At 50.8% G+C, this 18,758-nt stretch carries 20 protein-coding genes; 19 read left to right on the forward strand and 1 reads right to left on the reverse strand.

Annotated features, from left to right (window positions below; genetic code table 11):
* Positions 1-21 precede the first annotated feature (21 nt).
* The 19 genes from ACFPYJ_RS04985 (at position 22) to ACFPYJ_RS05075 (ending at position 17,953) form a co-directional block, all read left to right on the forward strand.
* The gene (locus ACFPYJ_RS04985; RefSeq protein ID WP_379186945.1) at positions 22-1,122 is read left to right on the forward strand and encodes a DUF58 domain-containing protein; all 1,101 of its coding nucleotides are present in this window, start codon (positions 22-24) and stop codon (positions 1,120-1,122) included.
* Positions 1,119-2,432, forward strand: a complete 1,314-nt coding sequence (locus ACFPYJ_RS04990; protein ID WP_379186946.1) for a DUF4129 domain-containing protein — start codon at positions 1,119-1,121, stop codon at positions 2,430-2,432. The genes ACFPYJ_RS04985 and ACFPYJ_RS04990 overlap by 4 nt, the downstream gene beginning before the upstream one ends.
* A 46-nt stretch (positions 2,433-2,478) precedes the next feature.
* Positions 2,479-2,772, forward strand: coding sequence for a hypothetical protein (locus tag ACFPYJ_RS04995; protein ID WP_379186947.1), 294 nt, complete (start codon positions 2,479-2,481; stop codon positions 2,770-2,772).
* On the forward strand, positions 2,726-3,109 hold the full coding sequence (locus ACFPYJ_RS05000) for a hypothetical protein (protein ID WP_379186948.1): 384 nt from the start codon (positions 2,726-2,728) through the stop codon (positions 3,107-3,109). Before ACFPYJ_RS04995 ends, ACFPYJ_RS05000 begins: the two co-directional genes overlap by 47 nt.
* A gap of 274 nt (positions 3,110-3,383) precedes the next feature.
* Entirely contained in the window at positions 3,384-4,469 is a 1,086-nt protein-coding gene (locus tag ACFPYJ_RS05005; RefSeq protein WP_379186949.1) for an XdhC family protein, read from the forward strand.
* Complete coding sequence (locus tag ACFPYJ_RS05010; RefSeq protein ID WP_379186950.1) at positions 4,414-5,007, forward strand: nucleotidyltransferase family protein; 594 nt, start codon at positions 4,414-4,416, stop codon at positions 5,005-5,007. Before ACFPYJ_RS05005 ends, ACFPYJ_RS05010 begins: the two co-directional genes overlap by 56 nt.
* A gap of 108 nt (positions 5,008-5,115) precedes the next feature.
* Positions 5,116-6,276 carry a BMP family ABC transporter substrate-binding protein gene (locus ACFPYJ_RS05015; RefSeq protein ID WP_379186951.1) on the forward strand — a complete coding sequence of 387 codons (1,161 nt, stop codon included), beginning with the start codon at positions 5,116-5,118 and terminating at the stop codon, positions 6,274-6,276.
* Between the two features lie 125 nt (positions 6,277-6,401).
* Positions 6,402-7,943, forward strand: a complete 1,542-nt coding sequence (locus ACFPYJ_RS05020) for an ABC transporter ATP-binding protein (RefSeq protein WP_379186952.1) — start codon at positions 6,402-6,404, stop codon at positions 7,941-7,943.
* A gap of 59 nt (positions 7,944-8,002) precedes the next feature.
* On the forward strand, positions 8,003-9,055 hold the full coding sequence (locus tag ACFPYJ_RS05025) for an ABC transporter permease (protein WP_379187015.1): 1,053 nt from the start codon (positions 8,003-8,005) through the stop codon (positions 9,053-9,055).
* Between the two features lie 15 nt (positions 9,056-9,070).
* A complete protein-coding gene (locus ACFPYJ_RS05030; protein ID WP_379186953.1) occupies positions 9,071-10,000 on the forward strand; it encodes an ABC transporter permease in 930 nt (309 codons plus the stop codon).
* A gap of 57 nt (positions 10,001-10,057) precedes the next feature.
* Complete coding sequence (locus ACFPYJ_RS05035; protein ID WP_379186954.1) at positions 10,058-10,951, forward strand: FAD binding domain-containing protein; 894 nt, start codon at positions 10,058-10,060, stop codon at positions 10,949-10,951.
* A gap of 42 nt (positions 10,952-10,993) precedes the next feature.
* The gene (gene pucD / locus ACFPYJ_RS05040) at positions 10,994-13,285 is read left to right on the forward strand and encodes a xanthine dehydrogenase subunit D (protein WP_379186955.1); all 2,292 of its coding nucleotides are present in this window, start codon (positions 10,994-10,996) and stop codon (positions 13,283-13,285) included.
* Positions 13,275-13,778: a (2Fe-2S)-binding protein gene (locus tag ACFPYJ_RS05045; RefSeq protein WP_379186956.1), complete on the forward strand. Its 504-nt coding sequence runs from the start codon at positions 13,275-13,277 to the stop codon at positions 13,776-13,778. Before pucD ends, ACFPYJ_RS05045 begins: the two co-directional genes overlap by 11 nt.
* The gene (locus ACFPYJ_RS05050; RefSeq protein WP_379186957.1) at positions 13,775-14,260 is read left to right on the forward strand and encodes a nucleoside deaminase; all 486 of its coding nucleotides are present in this window, start codon (positions 13,775-13,777) and stop codon (positions 14,258-14,260) included. Before ACFPYJ_RS05045 ends, ACFPYJ_RS05050 begins: the two co-directional genes overlap by 4 nt.
* Positions 14,257-14,757 carry a 2-oxo-4-hydroxy-4-carboxy-5-ureidoimidazoline decarboxylase gene (uraD, locus tag ACFPYJ_RS05055; protein ID WP_379186958.1) on the forward strand — a complete coding sequence of 167 codons (501 nt, stop codon included), beginning with the start codon at positions 14,257-14,259 and terminating at the stop codon, positions 14,755-14,757. Before ACFPYJ_RS05050 ends, uraD begins: the two co-directional genes overlap by 4 nt.
* 23 nt (positions 14,758-14,780) lie before the next feature.
* Positions 14,781-15,779: a factor-independent urate hydroxylase gene (gene pucL / locus ACFPYJ_RS05060; RefSeq protein ID WP_379186959.1), complete on the forward strand. Its 999-nt coding sequence runs from the start codon at positions 14,781-14,783 to the stop codon at positions 15,777-15,779.
* Positions 15,776-16,144: a hydroxyisourate hydrolase gene (gene uraH / locus ACFPYJ_RS05065; RefSeq protein WP_379186960.1), complete on the forward strand. Its 369-nt coding sequence runs from the start codon at positions 15,776-15,778 to the stop codon at positions 16,142-16,144. Before pucL ends, uraH begins: the two co-directional genes overlap by 4 nt.
* An 88-nt stretch (positions 16,145-16,232) precedes the next feature.
* On the forward strand, positions 16,233-16,439 hold the full coding sequence (locus tag ACFPYJ_RS05070; protein WP_379186961.1) for a hypothetical protein: 207 nt from the start codon (positions 16,233-16,235) through the stop codon (positions 16,437-16,439).
* Between the two features lie 149 nt (positions 16,440-16,588).
* Positions 16,589-17,953 carry a beta-propeller fold lactonase family protein gene (locus ACFPYJ_RS05075; RefSeq protein WP_379186962.1) on the forward strand — a complete coding sequence of 455 codons (1,365 nt, stop codon included), beginning with the start codon at positions 16,589-16,591 and terminating at the stop codon, positions 17,951-17,953.
* Positions 17,954-17,962: 9 nt separating this feature from the next.
* On the opposite strand, the gene ACFPYJ_RS05080 is transcribed toward ACFPYJ_RS05075, so the two are convergent.
* Positions 17,963-18,739: an alpha/beta hydrolase gene (locus ACFPYJ_RS05080; RefSeq protein ID WP_379186963.1), complete on the reverse strand. Its 777-nt coding sequence runs from the start codon at positions 18,737-18,739 to the stop codon at positions 17,963-17,965.
* Positions 18,740-18,758 lie beyond the last annotated feature (19 nt).

Consider the following 18,758-nt stretch of genomic DNA (forward strand, 5'->3'; position numbering starts at 1 on the left):
CTGATTCGAAAGGGGAATGGCATGGGCATTCATTGGTATATATTAAGCGCCATTGTCGTCATCATGGTTCAGCGGTTTGTGTTCCGGCAGTTTGGCATGAAGAAGCTCTCCTATGAGCGGAGCTTCAGTGTGAATCGTTGTTTTGAAGGCGATCATATTGAAATGATTGAGAAGCTTACGAATCGTAAAGGGCTTCCGGTGCCTTGGCTTCGCGTCGAGTCGCTGGTTCATACCGGTCTTAAATTTCAAAGCGATGCTAATTTTGATGTCAGTAACGGACAATTTTATCAGAACCATAAAAGCTTATTCAGTTTAAGAGGCAACCGGCAGCTGACTAGAAGGCATGCTGTTCAATGTGTGCAGAGGGGCTGTTACAGGTTAACGGGAGCTTCCCTAACTTATGGCGATTTGTTTGGTATGTTCAGTTCATGGACAGCTGTACCTCTGAAGGAAGAGCTGATTGTCTATCCTCAACCGGCCGATTATTCAGAGCTGCTGCTTCCTTCCCGCAGTTATCAAGGCGATATAACGGTGCGGCGCTGGATTGTGGAGGATCCGTTCACGATCTCCGGTGTACGTGATTATCATTCTGGCGATTCGTTAAAAACGATCAATTGGAACGCCACAGCCAGGGCCGGCAAGCTGCAGGTGCATCGTCGCGACTTCACAGCCGACTACCGTATTATGGTTTTGCTGAATGTGGAGGATCACGAGCTAATGTGGGAGGTTGTTAATCAGACGGCGGTTATTGAGCAGGGGATACGTCTTGCGGCTGCTCTCGTGCAATATGCTGCAGAACAGGGGCTGGAGACGGGCTTCGCTTCCAATGGACATGACCTCGACGTACCCGGTACTGCGATCTATGTGGAGCGAGGTAACGGAAATGAGCATTTGCTCCAAATATTTGAACAGATGGCCAAGCTCGCTATTATAAGAGCCGTTCCTTTTGATGTGTTAATGGAGCAGATGGCTGAGCAGTGGAGGGATGAAGATTCCTTTGATATTGTCCTTATTTCCGCTTTTATGAGTGAGAAAATCGAGCGGGCTGCAGATAAACTGCGGAGCGATGGTCACAGCGTGGATTGGATGCCAATTCCTTCACAGGCAGGTGAAACCGCATGACCCCCTTTCTTCGAAATGGTCTGAGCGCCGCTGTCGCTGGAATGATTGAATTATTATTGATTTACCCGGTTCTGTTCATCCTCTATTTGCAATTCCCTGCTTCGGGAGTGCCATGGCAGTGGTTAGTTCTACTGTGGGCAGGGTATCCGGCAGGTTCTCTGGTCAATCAAATCTTTAAATTTCGCCACTCTTTTCCGCTGCTGTTTATTGCGATCCTTGTGGGCGGATGCATAAGTTGGCTGTTTAACGGCTTATCCGTGGAGGCGATCATTTCTGCTATCCTTTTGACTTTCTGTCTGTTTCGCGGTGAGCAGATGGCGGTCAGCTCACTCGCGCTCCGGCCGCAGGCCAGACATTATGCGATCAGTTTGTTTGCCTATTTTTTCGTTTCCTTATTTCTGAGTTTGAAGCCTGATTCCAGTTCATCGTACCCGTACAGCTTTACGGTGATCGGTGTAATCGTGCTCGTACTTACCTTATTTCAATTAAACCGCGGCAACGTTAATCAAGAGTCTCTCTCAGGCAGCCAGAAGCCTATGGTGGAGCCGACGGTCAGAAAGCATAATCGGTTCTATGTGACCGTTATTTTATCCATTACCGTCATGATGGTGTTTACGTACCAGCTGCAGGCCGCTCTTGGCTCCCTGTTCAAGACGTTTCGTGCTTGGCTGGCTGAGCTGTTAAAGGGCGTGGACAAAGGAACGCCGCCGCCGCAAACACAACCAAACGAAACACCTCCAGACTTGCCGCTGCCAAGAGAGGCCGCTAAAACATTACCTCATTGGGTGGATCTTTTGCTTTATGGCTTATGCGGCATCATTATCGCTGTATTGCTGTGGTTTGTTTTGCGCAAGCTTCGGTATTTGCCTGACTGGCTCAGACGGCTGCGTGAGAAGTTTGCCGCGCTGTTCGTTCGTGATAAGCTGAGCTCTGCGAAAGGTTACGTAGATGAGGAGAAGAGCATACGTAAACCCGGCTTTTTGAGCGGGATTTGGCGTTCTTCATCCAAAGAGCCCCGTATACGTTGGAAGGATCTGCAGGATAATGAATCCCGAATTCGCTATCTATACCGGCAATGGGTCGGACATCGGGTTAAGAGTGGATATGCGTTTAAGCCGCACCTGACTCCGAACGAGACTGGCGTTGAACTGAGCTTGCAGCCGCAGAAGCAGGTATCGAAAACGTCTCAGGATCAGTCACTTGGCGATGAGCTAATCCGATCTTATAACCGGGTGCGTTACGGTGGAAAAACGGTATCTGACGAACAGCTCCGGCTATTGCTGGAGCAGCAGGAGAAGGGCGGCCGATAAGGCTGCCCTTCTTTAATAAATATCCATTGGTGTGGACATCCTATTCATGGATGAACCGGCAGAGCTTTGCTTTGAAAGCGAGTTTTTGTTTTTTTGCCAAATTAATGGTGAATCGCAAAGCTCCCAAAAACGAAGTGTATGCTTCCGAAGCGAGTTTTGTTTTTTCACCAAATTAATGGTGAATCGCAAAGCTCACAAAAACGAAGTGTATGCTTCCGAAGCGAGTTTTTGTTTTTTCACCAAATTAATTGGTGAATCGCAAAGCTCACAAAAACTTTTAGGAGGTCCCAACAATGGATCAAAACCAATTTCAAAATCAAAATCAAAACCAGGTCAATAGTCAGCAATTAAGCTATGAGCAGTTTCAGGAGCAGGTGCAAAGGCAGCAGCAGCAGGAGCAGATGATGGCACAGCAGGCGCTTCGAAATGCCGGACTCGATCCCAAATCGCAGCAGATCCAGCAGGTTGTCCAAGAGCTTCATAATATTCAAAATGAATTAAGTCTTGCAGAGAACCAGATTCAGATGCAAATGGATGCGCAGAAGCGGCAAATTCAAAGCATTCAACAGCGGATGCAGCAAGCGGTGAAGCAGGTTCAATCCTCTCTTGCATCGGCAAATTCATCCTCATCGCCAATGTCAAACCCATCATCATCCGCGAACGGTTATTTTCAATAACGTTCATTAGTCAAGGATTCAACAACCTTGTTGGCAATCAATGCTCCTTGTATGATCAAGGCGACACGGGTATTAACCGGTTCCCTTGATGATGCATAGGGCATTTTTTTATTTAAATTTATGTCAATTATATGTTAGATATGGTAACAAAAATTTCTTGAAAATCATCACAATTCCGCCTATGATGTTATATAATATAACATTGTATGATCAGCCTAAAGGACGGGTAGCCATCAACTCTTGCTTGTAAAATCAGCTTTAGAGGAGGGGAAATATGGACGCCTATTCGATTTTAAATGCTGTTCAATGCCTGGAAACGGATGCTGTATTAGCGACAATCCTATCGGTTAACGGTCATTCCTATCGAAAAGCAGGAGCCATGATGGTATTTTCTCTGAATGGCTGCAAGCTGGGGAGCATTAGTCCCGGCTGTCTTGAAGCGGATCTGCAAGAGCGCATCGATGCGGTAAACGGTAGTGGGAAATCAGAAATCATTTCATATAATATGCAGTCTGAAGAAGATCCGGTATGGGGGGAATCAATTGGCTGCGGCGGTGCGATACGTGTGCTGCTGGAGCCTATAGACCGTGAATTTCGCAAATTCCTCTCCGAAGCGCTGGCTAGAATGAATTCGGGGCGCAGTGTTCATTTGGTAAGAACAATATATGCAGAAAGCATACAATATAGCATCCACCCACAAGGCGATGTCTTTATGACGAAAGCTTTGACCAGTACTTCGCAGGAGACCGATCCAGCGGGAGGGGCTGAAACGATGCGCTCTGATTGGGTTCCCAAATCCCGGCTCCTCCTATTTGGCGGGGGCAATGATGCGCAGGCCATTTGCCGAATCGCGCAAGCGATTGATTTTCAAGTCATTGTGGCTGATTGGCGCGTGCTGCCTGATGCCGAAACCCGTTATCCTGGCGCTCAATTGGTGAGTGGAACAGGGAGGATGATTACCAGGCAGCTTGGAATCGGGTGCGATGATTATCTGATCATTTGCAGCCATCACCTGCAGCGCGACCGTGAAATGTTAGAGCAGGCTTTGCCGCTCAGGCCGAAATATATCGGGGTTCTCGGATCACAAAGCAGAATCAGTAAACTGTTCGAAGGGTTTGCAGTAACAGCTAACGTCTATGCGCCTGTAGGATTGGCCATAGGGGCGGATGGGCCGGAAGAAATTGCGGTCAGTGTCGCAGCTGAGCTTGTTTCTGTACGTGCAAGGGCAAGGAATGAGTGCAGGAGAGGAGTGCGGTTAGATGAAGATTGCGGGGTTATACTTGGCGGCTGGAGCGAGCCTAAGAATGGGGGAGGCGAAGCTGCCGCTCGAGCTGTCGCCGGGCATTACACTCGGGAGTAGAGGGCTCCGTGAATTACGTGCTTGCGGACTCAGCTCGTTGACTGTCGTTGTTCGTCAAGAGGATCCGCTTCTATGGGTCTATGATCGCAGAGATTTAGGCAGCCGCCTATCCAAAGTTAAGATTGTTCCATGTAAAGAAGCCCATTTGGGGATGTCCCACTCCATTCGGAGCGGACTTGATGCACTGCTTCCGGAATCGCCCGATGCTGTTCTCGTTGCGCTTGCTGACCAGCCTTTCGTTACACAGGCATTATTAAAGCGTCTAATCTCTGTATATCTTAAAGATCCTACCGTGGACTACGTAGCGAGCGGGCAAGGGGAGGCTTCCGTTCCGCCTGTCATCTTGTCCAAATCTATTTTTCCGGTACTGACAGAGCTCCAAGGCGATGCCGGGGCCAGACATATTTTTCATTCACCGGAATTCAAGGGTACGCGGGTGCGTTATGCTGCGGAGTGGGCTTTCGTGGATGTGGACACTCCTGATGAGATGGAGAAGGCGCGATTAATTTGGTCGGAGCTTCAGCTGAAAGCCAGATGAAATCTATGTAATATAAGTTGACGTAATTATGACATGGTTATATAGTTGAATTACATCTTGGGGTGAACCCCTAAGATGAAATACATAGAGGCCTTAGGGAGGAACCGTATGCAAATTCGAAACAAGAAGTTGACGGCGGTTTTGTTATTCGTTCTTACGCTCGCGGCTGTTCTTTCCGGCTGTTCAAGCGGCAAGGAGAAGGAAGAAACGGACACAACCACGGCGAATACGGCGACAAACGGTGCACCGAAGGACGACAGTGCCGATACGGCCAAGAAAACACCTCGCGTAGCTTTTGTTTACATCGGCCCCCCCGGAGACGGCGGCTGGACTTACCAGCATGATCAAGGCCGTAAGTTCATGGAAGAGCAAACCGGCGTTAAGGCCGACACGGTGGAAAATGTACCGGAGAGTGCAGATGCTGAGCGTGTCATTACAGAATTAGCCCAGAATCACGACATCATATTTACAACAAGCTTTGGATATATGGATTACACATTGAATGTTGCTAAGAAATTCCCGAAGGTCTTCTTCGAACACAGCGCTGGATACAAGACAGCAGAAAACATGGGAACCTATTTCGGTAAAAACTTTGAAGGCAGTTATCTTGCCGGAATAGCGGCAGGCAAAATGACGAAGAAGAACCTGCTCGGTTATGTCGGAGCATTCCCGATTCCGGAGGTTATTTATAATATCAATGCTTTTGCACTGGGCGCGCAAAGCGTCAATCCGGATGCCAAAGTCAGCGTCGTTTGGTCGAACACATGGTACGATCCTACGACTGAAAAGCAAGCAGCAATCAGCTTGCTCGATAAAGGAGCCGATGTATTGCTCGCCTATCAGGATTCACCGGCAACCGTGCAGGCTGCCGCGGAACGCGGAGCTTTCGCAGGAGGCAACGACTCCGATATGACCAAGTACGCACCCGATGCTTATTTGACGAATCCGACTTGGAACTGGGGGCCGTACTACACCAAAATCGTAAAATCCGTGCAGGATGGCACTTGGACAAATGAACAATACCTGGGTTCAATGGCGGATGGCATGGTCGACATTGCTCCGCTTGGACCGAAGGTTCCTGATGATGTGAAGAAGCTGGTTGCTGATGCCAAAGCGAAGATTTTGGATGGCAGCTTGAAATTATTCACCGGTCCGATCCTGGATTCTGGAGGAGCCGAGAAGCTTAAACCGGGTGAAACGATGAGCATAGATGATATATTAAAAATGGATTGGTTTGTTAAAGGGGTAGACGGCACTATTCCCAAATAACCACGACCCCCTATATTTCCGAACCAATAAATCCCTTCTTGAAGGGATTTATTGGTTTATTCCCCTTATAAAATCGGATGCTTACTATAGCAGCAGCTAAGCATAAACGTTGAGGAGGAACCCGCATGAATGACATCTACTCCATCGACATGCGCCAAATCGTGAAGAAGTTCGGCACGGTAATAGCGAACGATTCGGTTGATTTCCGTGCGAAGCAAGGTGAGATTCATGCACTGCTTGGGGAGAACGGGGCTGGCAAAAGCACGGTCATGTGCATCCTTTCAGGGGTTTATCGGCCAACTAGCGGCGATATCTATATCCATGGCGAGAAAGCGGGAATCCGTTCTCCGAAGGATGCGATGAAGCTTGGCGTGGGCATGGTTTTTCAGAATTTTCGGCTTGTACAGACGCTTACCGCTGCCGAGAATATTGTGCTGGGAGAGAAATCCACCTTCTGGCGCGGCCCTAAATGGATGAGGCGCAAACAGGAAGAAATTGAAGCGATCGCAGATCGCTTCGGCTTATCCATTCCCGTCAATCGGCCCATCTGGCAGCTATCTGTCGGCGAACAGCAGCGAGTGGAGATCGTCAAAACTTTATATCGCGGGGCGAATCTCATTATTCTCGACGAGCCGACCTCGGTATTGACGCCGGGCGAAGCCGATCAGCTGTTTATTACGCTTAAACGGATGAAGACTGAGGGGAAAACGGTCATCATGACCACTCATAAATTAAAGGAAGTTATGGCTGCTTCCGACCGAATTTCGGTTATGCGCAAAGGAAAAATGATCTTCACATCGCCTGCCGGCCAGACGAATGAACGTGAGCTTGCGCGGCTGATGGTAGGGAAAGAAATGAACCCGGAAGAGCGAATCACGGTCAGTTCCCCGAGGGGTATGAGGCTGCTCACCGTTGAGCGGTTAGAGGTTTATGCAGACCATGGCCGGAAGGCGATTAACCAGCTGTCCATGAATGTCCATGAAGGGGAAATCGTCGGTATTGCCGGTGTAGCAGGCAACGGGCAGAAGGAGCTCGCCGAGGTGCTGACTGGTCTTCGGGCCAAGGACGGAGGCAAGATCACCTTTGACGGCAAAGAGATGAAGAAAGCATCCGTCCGTGCAGCCATCGAAGCCGGCATTGCGCATGTACCGGAGAACCGGATGCGGAGCGGTCTTGCCGGGAGCTTAGGCGCTATTGATAACCTGCTGTTCAAATCCTATCGAAACAGTGAACGTTCCAGGTTCGGTATTCTTCGTTCAAGATCCAACAAAGAATGGTCGCAGTCGTTAATCGATCAGTTCAATGTGAAGACAGTTGATCTAGATGCACCGGTCAGCCAGATGTCCGGGGGAAATCAGCAGAAACTGCTTTTTGCCAGAGAAATTGATCAGAAGCCGAGGCTGATGGTGGCCGTTCATCCGACGCAGGGTCTCGATGTAGGGGCCGCCGAAGGGGTCCATCGATTGTTAATTGAACTTCGGGAAGCGGGGAACAGCGTTCTGCTCATATCGGAGGATCTGGATGAGGTGCTGCAGCTTTCAGATCGGATACTCGTCATCTATAACGGATCGATCGTCGGCGAGGTGAGCAGGGATAAGGCGGACCGGGAACAAATTGGCTTGTATATGACGGGCATGCAGGAAGAAGAAGGAGTGGAAGCGGTATGAGCAATCAACCGGCAGCGCCGCCCCTTTCATTAGATAAGGAACCGTCCCGGAGAAGTTGGATGAATTTCCGGCTTGAAATGGATTTCTCTAAGCAGGGCGGCAGCCCTTGGTGGATAACGATACTATCCATTGCAGCAGCCCTTGCTGTATGCGGCATTTTCATCGCTGCCAATGGGATCAATCCGATTCCAGTGTACAAGAAAATGATTACCGGCGCTTTCGGCACATCGTTTGGAATCACCGAGATCATGGTTAAATCGATTCCGCTGCTGCTGTGCGGACTTGGTGTTTCTATCGCGTACCGGATCTCCATATGGAATATCGGCGCTGAAGGCCAGTTCGCAGCCGGAGCCATCGGCGCCACGGCCGTTACGGTTTATTTTCCCGATTTACCCGTCTATTTCTCCATTCCGTTCATGATTCTGTTCAGTATGATCGCAGGCGGTTTCTGGGGTCTGCTCACCGCAATCCCAAGAACGTATTTTCAAGTCAACGAACTTATCACCTCCTTAATGCTCAATTATGTCGCCTTATTAGCTCTGGATTACGTTGTATTCGGACCATGGCGGGATCCGAAAGGCTTTAATTTCCCCGGAACACCGATGTTCACGGATGCTCAATCTTTGCCTGTGCTTGGAGATACCCGTCTTCACTTTGGATTCATCCTCGCTCTGGCAGCCGTCATCATCTATGCGCTGATGATCCGCTATTCAAGATGGGGCTACGAGCTGCGGCTAATCGGAGCGAATCCGGAGGCGGCGAGAAATGCAGGCATTCGAATCAGCAGGCATATTCTAATCGTGATGGTCATCAGCGGAGGCTTGGCTGGCCTTGCCGGAATGAGCGAGGTATCAGGCGTTACTCACCGGCTGATGTACGGCATATCACCCGGATACGGTTATACCGCGATTATCGTAGCTTGGCTGGCGAAGCTGAATCCGGTCGGCCTGATCGTAGCTTCGGTACTGTTCGGGGGTCTGATCGTTGGCGGCTACAGTGTTCAAACGATTGGTTTGCCATCCTCAATCTCAAATATGCTTCAGGGTGCAATCCTATTTGCCCTCCTTGCAGGGAGTATGTTGAGTAAGCTGCGCCTGCGCCGTGCAGGGTGAGAGGAGAAGGAGCCAATGGATGTCATTATCCAACTATTAAATGCAGCTATCGCCTCTGGAACCCCGCTGCTCTTCGCGACGCTTGGCGGAATTCTCATCGAGCGCTCGGGTGTGATTCAGCTGGGTGCGGAAGGCTTAATGCTGATGGGGGCAGTTGTTGCCTGTTTGACCTTTCTTCATACAGGCAGTTTAACGCTTACCCTCCTTGCGGTTAGCGCCGTCAGCGCCGTACTTGGTTTACTGCATGCGTCACTCTCCGTTTCGCTGCGGGCGAATCAGATTGTAACGGGTCTTTCTTTGACGCTGCTGGGCTCCGGTTTGAGTGCTTATCTGGGCAAGCCTGTCAGCGGCATTCCCGTGCCGCATCCGGTTCCAAAGATGAATTTAACCTGGCTGGATTCCATTCCCGTTATTGGCGATGTATTCGGGCATCTTGATATTCTGACCTGGTTTAGTTTCCTTCTTGTTGCTGCTATGCATGTATTCATCCACCGCACCTCCTGGGGGCTTCACCTTCGCGCAATCGGCGATAATCCCCCTACGGCTGATGTTATGGGGATCCGGGTGTTTGCTTTTCGGTACGGCTGTATCATCGTTGGTTCTATTCTCATTGGATTTGCGGGTGCAGATTTGCTGCTCGTGTATACGCCGACCTGGAATGAAGGGATGACGGCGGGCAGAGGCTGGATCGCGGTCGCTCTCATTATTTTCGCGCGGTGGAATCCAATCCGGGCTTTAGTATGCGCTTATTTCTTCGGCATGCTGGATACGGTGGGCTTCCGAATTCAGCTGATCGGCAGTGAAATCCCCTCGTATTTCTTGAAAATGATTCCGTATATCGTCACGATTCTCGTTTTGATGGTCCTTGGCTGGCGGAACCGTAACAAACCATCCGGCGCTCCCGAGGCGCTCGGTGCCCCCTATATTCGCGAGCAGCGTTTCTAGCTGCAGCCCCAGCCCGTAAAGGGTTATCAAATACCTTACCCGCAAGGAGGGAGAGCGATGTCAGCAGTCAACGATGAAAGATTACAGTCTCCCTTCATATGGCAGCCGCGTAGTGCGGAACAAGCATGGCAGTTCAAGCAATCCTTGGGCGAGGAAAGCGTTTATGCGGCTGGAGCTACGTTTCTTCGAACGCAATGGGAGTCAGGCTTGGCTGCAATGCCCAAGCATCTAATCGATCTGGGGTCCGTCTCCGGAATGAGAGGAGTCACGGCAAGTACCAAGGAGGTTGCGATTGGCGCGTTCACATCCATGTCAGTTATCCGGCAGGACCCGCTGCTCCTAGAGCGCTTCCCGCTGCTCATCGATGCGGTACGTGTAATAGCGGCTCCGGGAGTAAGGAATCAGGCTACCTTGGGAGGCAATATCGCAGCGGGAGTCGGTGACTCCATCCCGGCACTGCTTGCCTACGATGCGAAATTGGTCTGGTTTGACGGCCGTAACGAAATCACAGAGCCGCTTGCAGATTGGCTGAATAACCTGCTCCATCTGCGGGCAGAGCCGGGAAGACTGCTGCTGCAGATTCGGCTTCCATCTGAACAAGAACATCCGGTCCCGTCCGTTAAAGGTTTCTCCGCTTATCACAAAATCGGCCGCAGGGAGTCTTTTACCCCCTCGCTCGTTACGGTGGCCGTGAATGTATGGATAGATTCGAATCAGCGCATAGCGGGATCAAGGCTTGCTGCCGGAGGAGGGCAAACGATCCCTCATCGGCTGCACGCTTCGGAATCGCTGCTCCATGGCAAGACCATTGACGCGGAATTGCTGGAACTGCTCTACGAGCAGCTGCTTCTGGAATATGAACCGCGCGGCGATCTATTCGCGTCAACAGAATATCGGAAGCGGACAGCCGCAAGTCTCATATCAACGGAGCTGTGGAGCTTAAAGCTTTAAGGGCAGCGGGCGATCATTTCAGAGAGGGAAGAAGGTGGGAACATGCTGTTAAACCGAAGCTCCAGCGGGGAACGTTGGCGGGTGAGGCCCGATGGTCCCGATAAGGTGACAGGCAAGCTTGCTTACTTAACGGATATGACGGCACCTGGCATGTTAATGGGAAGTGTGCTGCGAAGTCCGCATCCCCATGCCAAAATCATCGCCATTCGGACCGAAATGGCGCTAAAGCTGCCAGGTGTAGCCGCCGTTCTTACGCATAAGGATATACCCGGCATGAACGCTTATGGAATTGCTGCTCAAGATCAGCCGGTGTTTTGCTTCGACCGTGTCCGATATATCGGGGATGCAGTTGCCGCAGTCGCAGCTGAAACCCTGGAAACCGCTGAACGGGCCCTCTCTTTAATCGAGGTGGAGTATGAGCTTCTTCCTATCGTCGAAGATCCACAGGCAGCGCTCGAGAAAGACTCGCCGCAGTTACATCCGCACGGCAATGTCCTGCACCGGAATGGCTACAGCCGCGGCGATGCGGAGCGCGCATTTGCAGCCTGCTCATTCATTGTGGAGGAGTTATACGACTCACCCAGACAGATGCATACGTACATGGAAACCGAAGGCGGGCTCTTTGTTCCTGAAGAGGATGGCCGGTTGACGGTTTACTCCCCCACACAGCACGGATTCATGGATCGGCTTCAATTATCCCGTATTACCGGGCTGCCGGAGACGGATATCCGAATTGTATCGAGTCCAATCGGAGGTTCGTTCGGCGGCAAAGATGAACTGAATGTGCAGCCGTACGGGGCGCTGCTGGCGCTCTTCACGAAGCAGCCGGTCAAAATCCATCATTCCAGATGGGAATCGGTTCGGGCTGGTTTGAAGCGTCATCCCATGAAGATATGGATGAAAACAGGCATAAACAAAGAAGGTTATCTGGTTGCACATCAAGTGCGGATCACGGCAGATACCGGGCCTTATGCAACACTCGGTGCAGAGGTGCTTAACTTCACGACTGAGCATGTGATCGGTCCTTATCGATATGAACACGTGGATGTGGCGAGTGTTTCCGTCTATACCAACAATGGAATGTCAGGGGAATTCCGGGGATTTGGCGGCAATCAGGCCATCTTCGCCTTAGAAGGACAGATCGAACGATTAGCGGCGCATCTAGGGATGGATGCTTGGGAGTTTCGCCGTCTGAATATGAGAAAAGCTTCGGATCCCGGTCCATACGGGCATCCGATTGCTCCCACCAATGGAGCGGATCAAGTTTGGCATGCACTGGCTTCGAGCGAATTGTGGCAGAATAGACTGGCTCCCGAAGCCTTACAGCCGGAGAAACCTTGGATTCGCACGGGTATTGGTGCTTCCTTCGTCATGCATGGGGCAGGACTGGGCGTTGGTATACCAGATCCAGCCGGGGGCAGGCTGGTACTCGCCAAGGATGGACGCATTGAAGCTGTATTCGGCTATGAAGAATGCGGGCAGGGGCTGCTGGCAACGCTTGAGCAAATGCTGATCGAGCAATTTGGCTTTGGGACGCAGGATATTCGGCTGATCATCGGGGATACAGACGTCGTTCCGGACAGCGGCTCAACTACAGCCTCAAGGGCAACCTCCATGATGTGGAAATCGCTGCAGCATTTGCGACCGGTATTTACAGCCCGGCTGCTTGAAGCGGCTGGCCGGCATTTGTCGATGCCGACCGACCAGTTGATCGTGGGAGCTGGAGGCGTACGAGTCAAACAGGATCCCAAGCAGCTCCTGATCAGTTATGAGAAGCTCGCAGAACTTACAGAAGAACCGATTATGGCAGAGACGGACTTCTCCTTCCCAACGACAGTATCGCCTATGACGGGTGCTCATTTTCTCTATACGTTCGCTGCTGCTGCGGTTAAAGTGCAGATCAATACGTTGACAGGGCGAGTGCAGGTGCTGAATCAGTTTCATACCGTCGCAGCAGGGCCTGTTATGAATCCGCAAGGCTATTTGGGCCAAATTGAAGGTGGTGCCGTTATGGCGCTTGGATATACGCTTACAGAAGAAGCGATGATGAGTAAGGGATTCTATGTGACCCGCAATCTGGATACGTATCTTATTCCGACGCTTGCTGATGTGCGGGGGAGCATCGAGGTGCTGCCCATTGAGACATTGAATGAAGGAGACGAATATGGCCCCAGAGGCATTGGCGAGATTGGTTCAATCGGATTAGCGCCTGCTATTGCCGCTGCTGTATATGATGCGGTCGGCAAATGGATTCACAAGCTTCCTATTGATCCGTCCGAGCTTCATGAGCGGCCTACTTTCATCCAGAAGGCGGTGAATGTCGATGAAAAATGAAGCACAGCTTGAATCGTATAGACAGCCAATCTTTTCGTGTGATGTCAACGGGGAGCCTGTTACGCTCGCCATTCCTGCCGGCAAACGGCTGCTGAACATACTTAGAGAAGATTTAGAGCTCACAGGCACGAAGCGGTCCTGCGAGATCGGCCGCTGCGGCGCCTGTATGGTTCTGGTGGATGGCAAGCCGATGAATGCCTGCTTGACTATGGCCTATCAATGCTCAGGCAAGCAAATAACGACGATTGAAGGAATAGCTGCGGGTGGCAGGCACCCGGTCCAGCAGGCTTTTCTTGAAGAAGGCGGCTATCAGTGCGGTTACTGCACACCCGGTATGATCATATCGGTCAAGGCGCTGCTGGATGATAACGCCAATCCTTCACAAGAGGAAGTCGAAGAGGCGTTATCCGGTAATCTATGCCGGTGCACAGGCTATGGAGGCATTGTGAGAGCGGTTCACCGGGCAATTGAGAAGGGGAGGGGATCGTCGTGAACGATCAGGAGCGCCATATTCATTATTTGCGCAGGTGTATCGAGGTTTCCAGGCAAGCCAGATTGTCAGGCAATACACCGTTTGGCGCTATTCTCGTTCACCCATCCGGCGATATTTTGCTGGAGCAGGGCAATATCGAATGGACGGAATCCATCTGCACCGGTCATGCCGAAACATCTCTAATGGCGGCTGCCTCCAAGCGGTTCACGAAGAAGGAGCTCTGGTCTTGCACGCTGTACACCACTGCCGAGCCTTGTGCGATGTGTGCGGGATCGATTTACTGGGGGAATGTCGGAACCGTCGTTTATGGCATCTCGGAGGAACGGCTCGCGGAGCTGACGGGAGATAATGAGCAGAACCTGACGTTAAACTTACCTTGCCGCGAGGTTTTTGCCTGTGGACGCAAGCCTATTGAGGTTATAGGTCCTTTTCCAGAAATCGAAACGGAGACAATTGCCGTTCATGAGGGGTTTTGGCTATGAGAATAAATCTATGGCAGCTGAATACACTGAGTCGGGAAGTATTCGTGCATATAATAGGCGGGATCTTCGAGCATTCACCTTGGGTTGCGAATAAGGCTTGGGAGCGCAGACCCTTTCATTCCTGCCAAGAGCTGCATGAATCGATGATGCTTGCTGTGAAGGAAGCAGCGCCTGGGCAGGTGCTTAACTTGATCCGCGCCCATCCGGACCTCGCTACCCGATTAAACATCAGCGAGTTCTCAACCAAGGAGCAGCAAGGAGTCGGACTCGATCAACTGTCCCCCGAGGAGTTTAAGCAGTTCTCGAATTTAAACCGGGAATACATGGAGAAATTTGAGTTTCCCTTCGTATATGCGGTTCGCGGCAAGACGAAAGCGGATATTCTAAGCGCAATGAAAGCAAGAATGAATCATACGCCATTCGAGGAACGTCAGCAGGCCCTGGTGGAAATCGGAAAAATTACAGCGTTTCGCATTCAGGACGTTATCGAAGAATAACAGCGGAGAGGATGTCGGTTGCCATGCTAAATCTTGCAAACGGACGTACGTTATACTACGGCAAAGGTGATGTTCTCACCTACCGCACATATGCCAAACCGTTAACGGTAAATTCAATTCCGGAATCCAGCTTCCGAGGCGATTCAAACGTGATTTTCGCACATAACCTGACGTTCTCCGTAAGCAGTGAGCAGCTGCTGAGTTCATTCACAGAAGGGGATAACTCCATAGTCGTTGCTACGGACTCGATGAAGAATTTCATACTGCGCCATGCCGGGCAGTTTAATGGAAGTACAACGGAAGGCTTTCTGGCCTTTGTCAGCCGGCGTTTCTTCGAAACCTATGCCCATATTACGGCTATCGAGATCCGCGGGGACCGGATTCCTTTCCAATCCCTTCAAGTGAGGGGGGAGGAAGGCTTTGAGGATAGCGGTCTTGTTTACCGGAGATCCCATAATGATCATGCCAGTGCTTCACTTGTTTACAAACGGGAATCCCAAGGAACGCAGTTGGTATCCCACTGGTGCGGGTTGACGGATTTACAGCTGATAAAAGTGAGCGGAAGCTCGTTCTTTGGATTTATCCGGGACGAATATACGACCCTGCCTGATAGCTATGACAGGCCATTATTCATTTTTCTTAATATTTATTGGTGTTACACGAATATTGAAGATGCGGCTGAGGCGGATTTGGAGCGGTATGTACCCGCTGAACAGATACGGGATATCGCCCACCATGTCTTCCATGAATACAAAACACCCTCCATCCAATATTTAATCTATCAAATCGCCCTGCTTATTCTTACGAGATTCCCGCAGCTTTCGGAGGTGCGTTTCGAATCGAATAATCGGACATGGGAGACCGTTGTGGAGCCGGATCCTGTAACGCATGCCGGGGTATTCACGGAGCCGCGTCCGCCGTTCGGTTTCCAAGGCTTCTCTCTGACCAGGGAGGATCTGGATCATAATGAAGAGACCGCAGTTGATTCCAATGCTTCAGCGGGAAAGATAAATCAGCCATGAGCGGGCGCATAACGACGCATGTTCTGGATCTATCGCAAGGTAAACCTGCAGCCGGCATGCATGTTCAGCTCTGGCTGCTGCCGGAGAACAATGAGCTCCATCGTCTTGTGAAAGCCGTGGTTACCAATGAAGATGGACGACTTGACTCGCCTCTCCTTGAGAAGGAGGAGCTTCAACCCGGACTGTATCAGCTCGTATTCTCTGTTGCCGATTATTTTCGGGAGCGAGGGTCTATGCTTGTCCATGAGTCACAGCTTTTTCTGGATGAAGTACCTGTGCGCTTCCGTGTTACCGATTCTAATGCGCATTACCATGTACCGCTGCTCGTTGCTCCAGGAGGGTACAGCACCTATCGAGGCAGCTGATCTAAGTTTCGAAAGTAAGGGACTGGACTTCCCATTCATCCAGGTGGTAGAGTAGTTCTAAACGACATCCAGGGAGTGACTGTTTCAAATGAGCAGCCGTGATTTTCGCGTACATCCATTCTACGAGCATACGGAGCCAGCCTTTGAATTGCTGCCGGCAGCGATTCAAAGCCTAACTTCGCTCAAAGAAGCTTTTGCCTCAGTGAATGAGGATTTTCTTGCCATTGAGCTTCGGACGATGCTTGAGAGGCTGAGCGAGATTCATCAATTGTTGGCCGATGGTCCTCAAGGGTAAACCAATACGCGTAAGAGGCTGCTCATTTTGGGCAGTCTTTTTGCTTATAACGACGCCTCAAATCTACTTATTTGGATAGTGTGATGCCTCATGCCATTCTTTCTATCAATTCATACGATAGAGAATGGAAGAGTAGAGGGGGCGGCTGCATGCCAGTATTGGATACGGGTCTGCTGTTTAATCGGGAGCTTAGGCGAACATCATTTCTCACTTTGACAGTCATGAATATGGGGAGGCAGCCGGCAGTCGCCGGTATACAGGTATACTCGATGAACGGGGAAATGCAGTCTCATCAAGAACAGCAGGATGATAGTGAAACGGGTCGGCCTGCTCGTCAAGATGGGTCTTATGGCAGCCTGAATTTGGAGACGTTGAAGCTTATCCGGCTGCAGCCGCTGGGACAGGATGAATCCGTATATTCCATTCATTACCCGGTAGAGACCTTTGAGACGTACGGAGTGCGCATCGTTACGAATGGACTAGGAGCCGGAGATGTCAGCTTGTCCATTATGGAATTCGATGAAGGCATGGAGGTAATCAAGGAGCGGAGGTTAGGTGCAGCAGGTGCCAGCTTCGTAGATGAGCTTATGCTGGCTTATGTGGCTAACCATACCCAGCATACGCTGTCAGTCATTCAAACATCGACTTTAACACGAGTTGCTACGATTATGCTGCCGGCGGGGAGCTCTCCCAGACTGGTTGCGATTACGCCGGATGGATCACTAGTCTATGTGACTTGTCAAGGTGATAAAACCGTCCGTGTCATTGATTCCAGAACCCAGGAGATATGTGCCGAGATCACCCTTCCAATGGGAGCGGTGCCTTTTGCCGTAGCGGTGTCCCCGATTGGCAATAAGGTTTATGTGACAACGCTGATCGAAGATTATGTGATCGTAATCGATACCGCGACGCAGACTATCACGAAAATCATCTCATTACCGAAAGGCGCTGACTGTTCCAGCATAGCGTTCTCTCCTGACGGAAGCACAGCTTATCTATGCCTCATCAATTATGGATCCATTGCGGTCGTAGACACAGCGACCGATGCAATCAAACAGACGATTAAGCTGCCTGGAGGCAGTCAGCCTTCCGCCATTGCGATTATGCCAAACGGAGCATTCGCTTATGTCACAGATATCCACTATGAGAAGGTCTACGTCATCCGTTTGTCTTCAAATTCGATTATCGCGACGATTATACTCGATGAGAGCAGTGACCCTCAGAATCTAGTTATTACGCCGGATGGCGCACTTGCCTATATTGCAAGCCGCGGCGGTGACGAAATCGTCGTCGTCAATACTGCACGCAATGAGATATTAACGACCATTGAATTACCGGAAGGCAGTAATGCAAGCGACATCGCGGTGTCCGCAGACGGTGCGAAAATTTATGTAACTGTGCTCACCTTCGGCTATATGGCAGTCATCGACATCCAAAGCCAGCTGCCCGTCGCCATTCTCCCGACAGGCAGCTTCCCCTCCGGAATCGCAATTACGCCGATTCTGCTTCATTAAACGCTTCCCTTAACGGTTCGATTGCAGCGGCAGCCACTCCAGCACGCGCTGGATTTTCAGATCCCAGTAGCCCCAGTCGTGATTACCGGGTTCCTCCTCGTAAGTTATAGGCAGTTTCAGCTGCTCCGCATGATCACGAAACTGGATGTTTTCCGCGTACAGGAAATCCTCTGTCCCGCAGCATTGATAGAGCAAAGGAGCAACCTCGCCAAGAGCGGCCGCTTCTCTGGCGAGGTTGAATAAATCATTCTTACTGCCCTGGTATTGATCGAGAGTTCCGAAGATCTTCTTAAAGTCGTCCGGCGCAAACTCATTTAAATGGGAAAGATCCATAGCCCCTGACAAGCTGGCAGCGGCCTGGTAACGATCCGGATGTGTGAGCGCCAGCTTGAAGGCGCCATATCCGCCCATGGACAAACCGGCTACGAAGTTATCCTCCTTCCGGTCGGACAGCGGGAAGAAGGACCTTGCAATCGCAGGCAGCTCTTCACTGATAAAAGACCAGAATTTCATCCCCTGTTCCATATCCGTATAGAAGCTGCGCTGAGCTGAAGGCATAACGACAGCAATACCCAGCTCAGATACATATCGCTCGATTGAGGTGCGGCGAAGCCAAATCGTATGATCATCCGACAGTCCATGCAGCAGTAGAAGGGTCTTATGCTTGTGTCCGGAAGACAACGTTTTCATGCCGATCTGAGAATAAGTGGTTTGGGGCAGGATGACGTTCATTGAGGTGGAAAGTCCGAGTGTGTCGGAATAAAAGTCACATTGAATGAGTGCCAAGGTCAGTACCTCCGATTGG

Origin of the sequence: Paenibacillus solisilvae, assembly GCF_042656405.1 — a bacterium.
In the GTDB taxonomy this organism is placed as follows: domain Bacteria; phylum Bacillota; class Bacilli; order Paenibacillales; family Paenibacillaceae; genus Paenibacillus_Z; species Paenibacillus_Z solisilvae.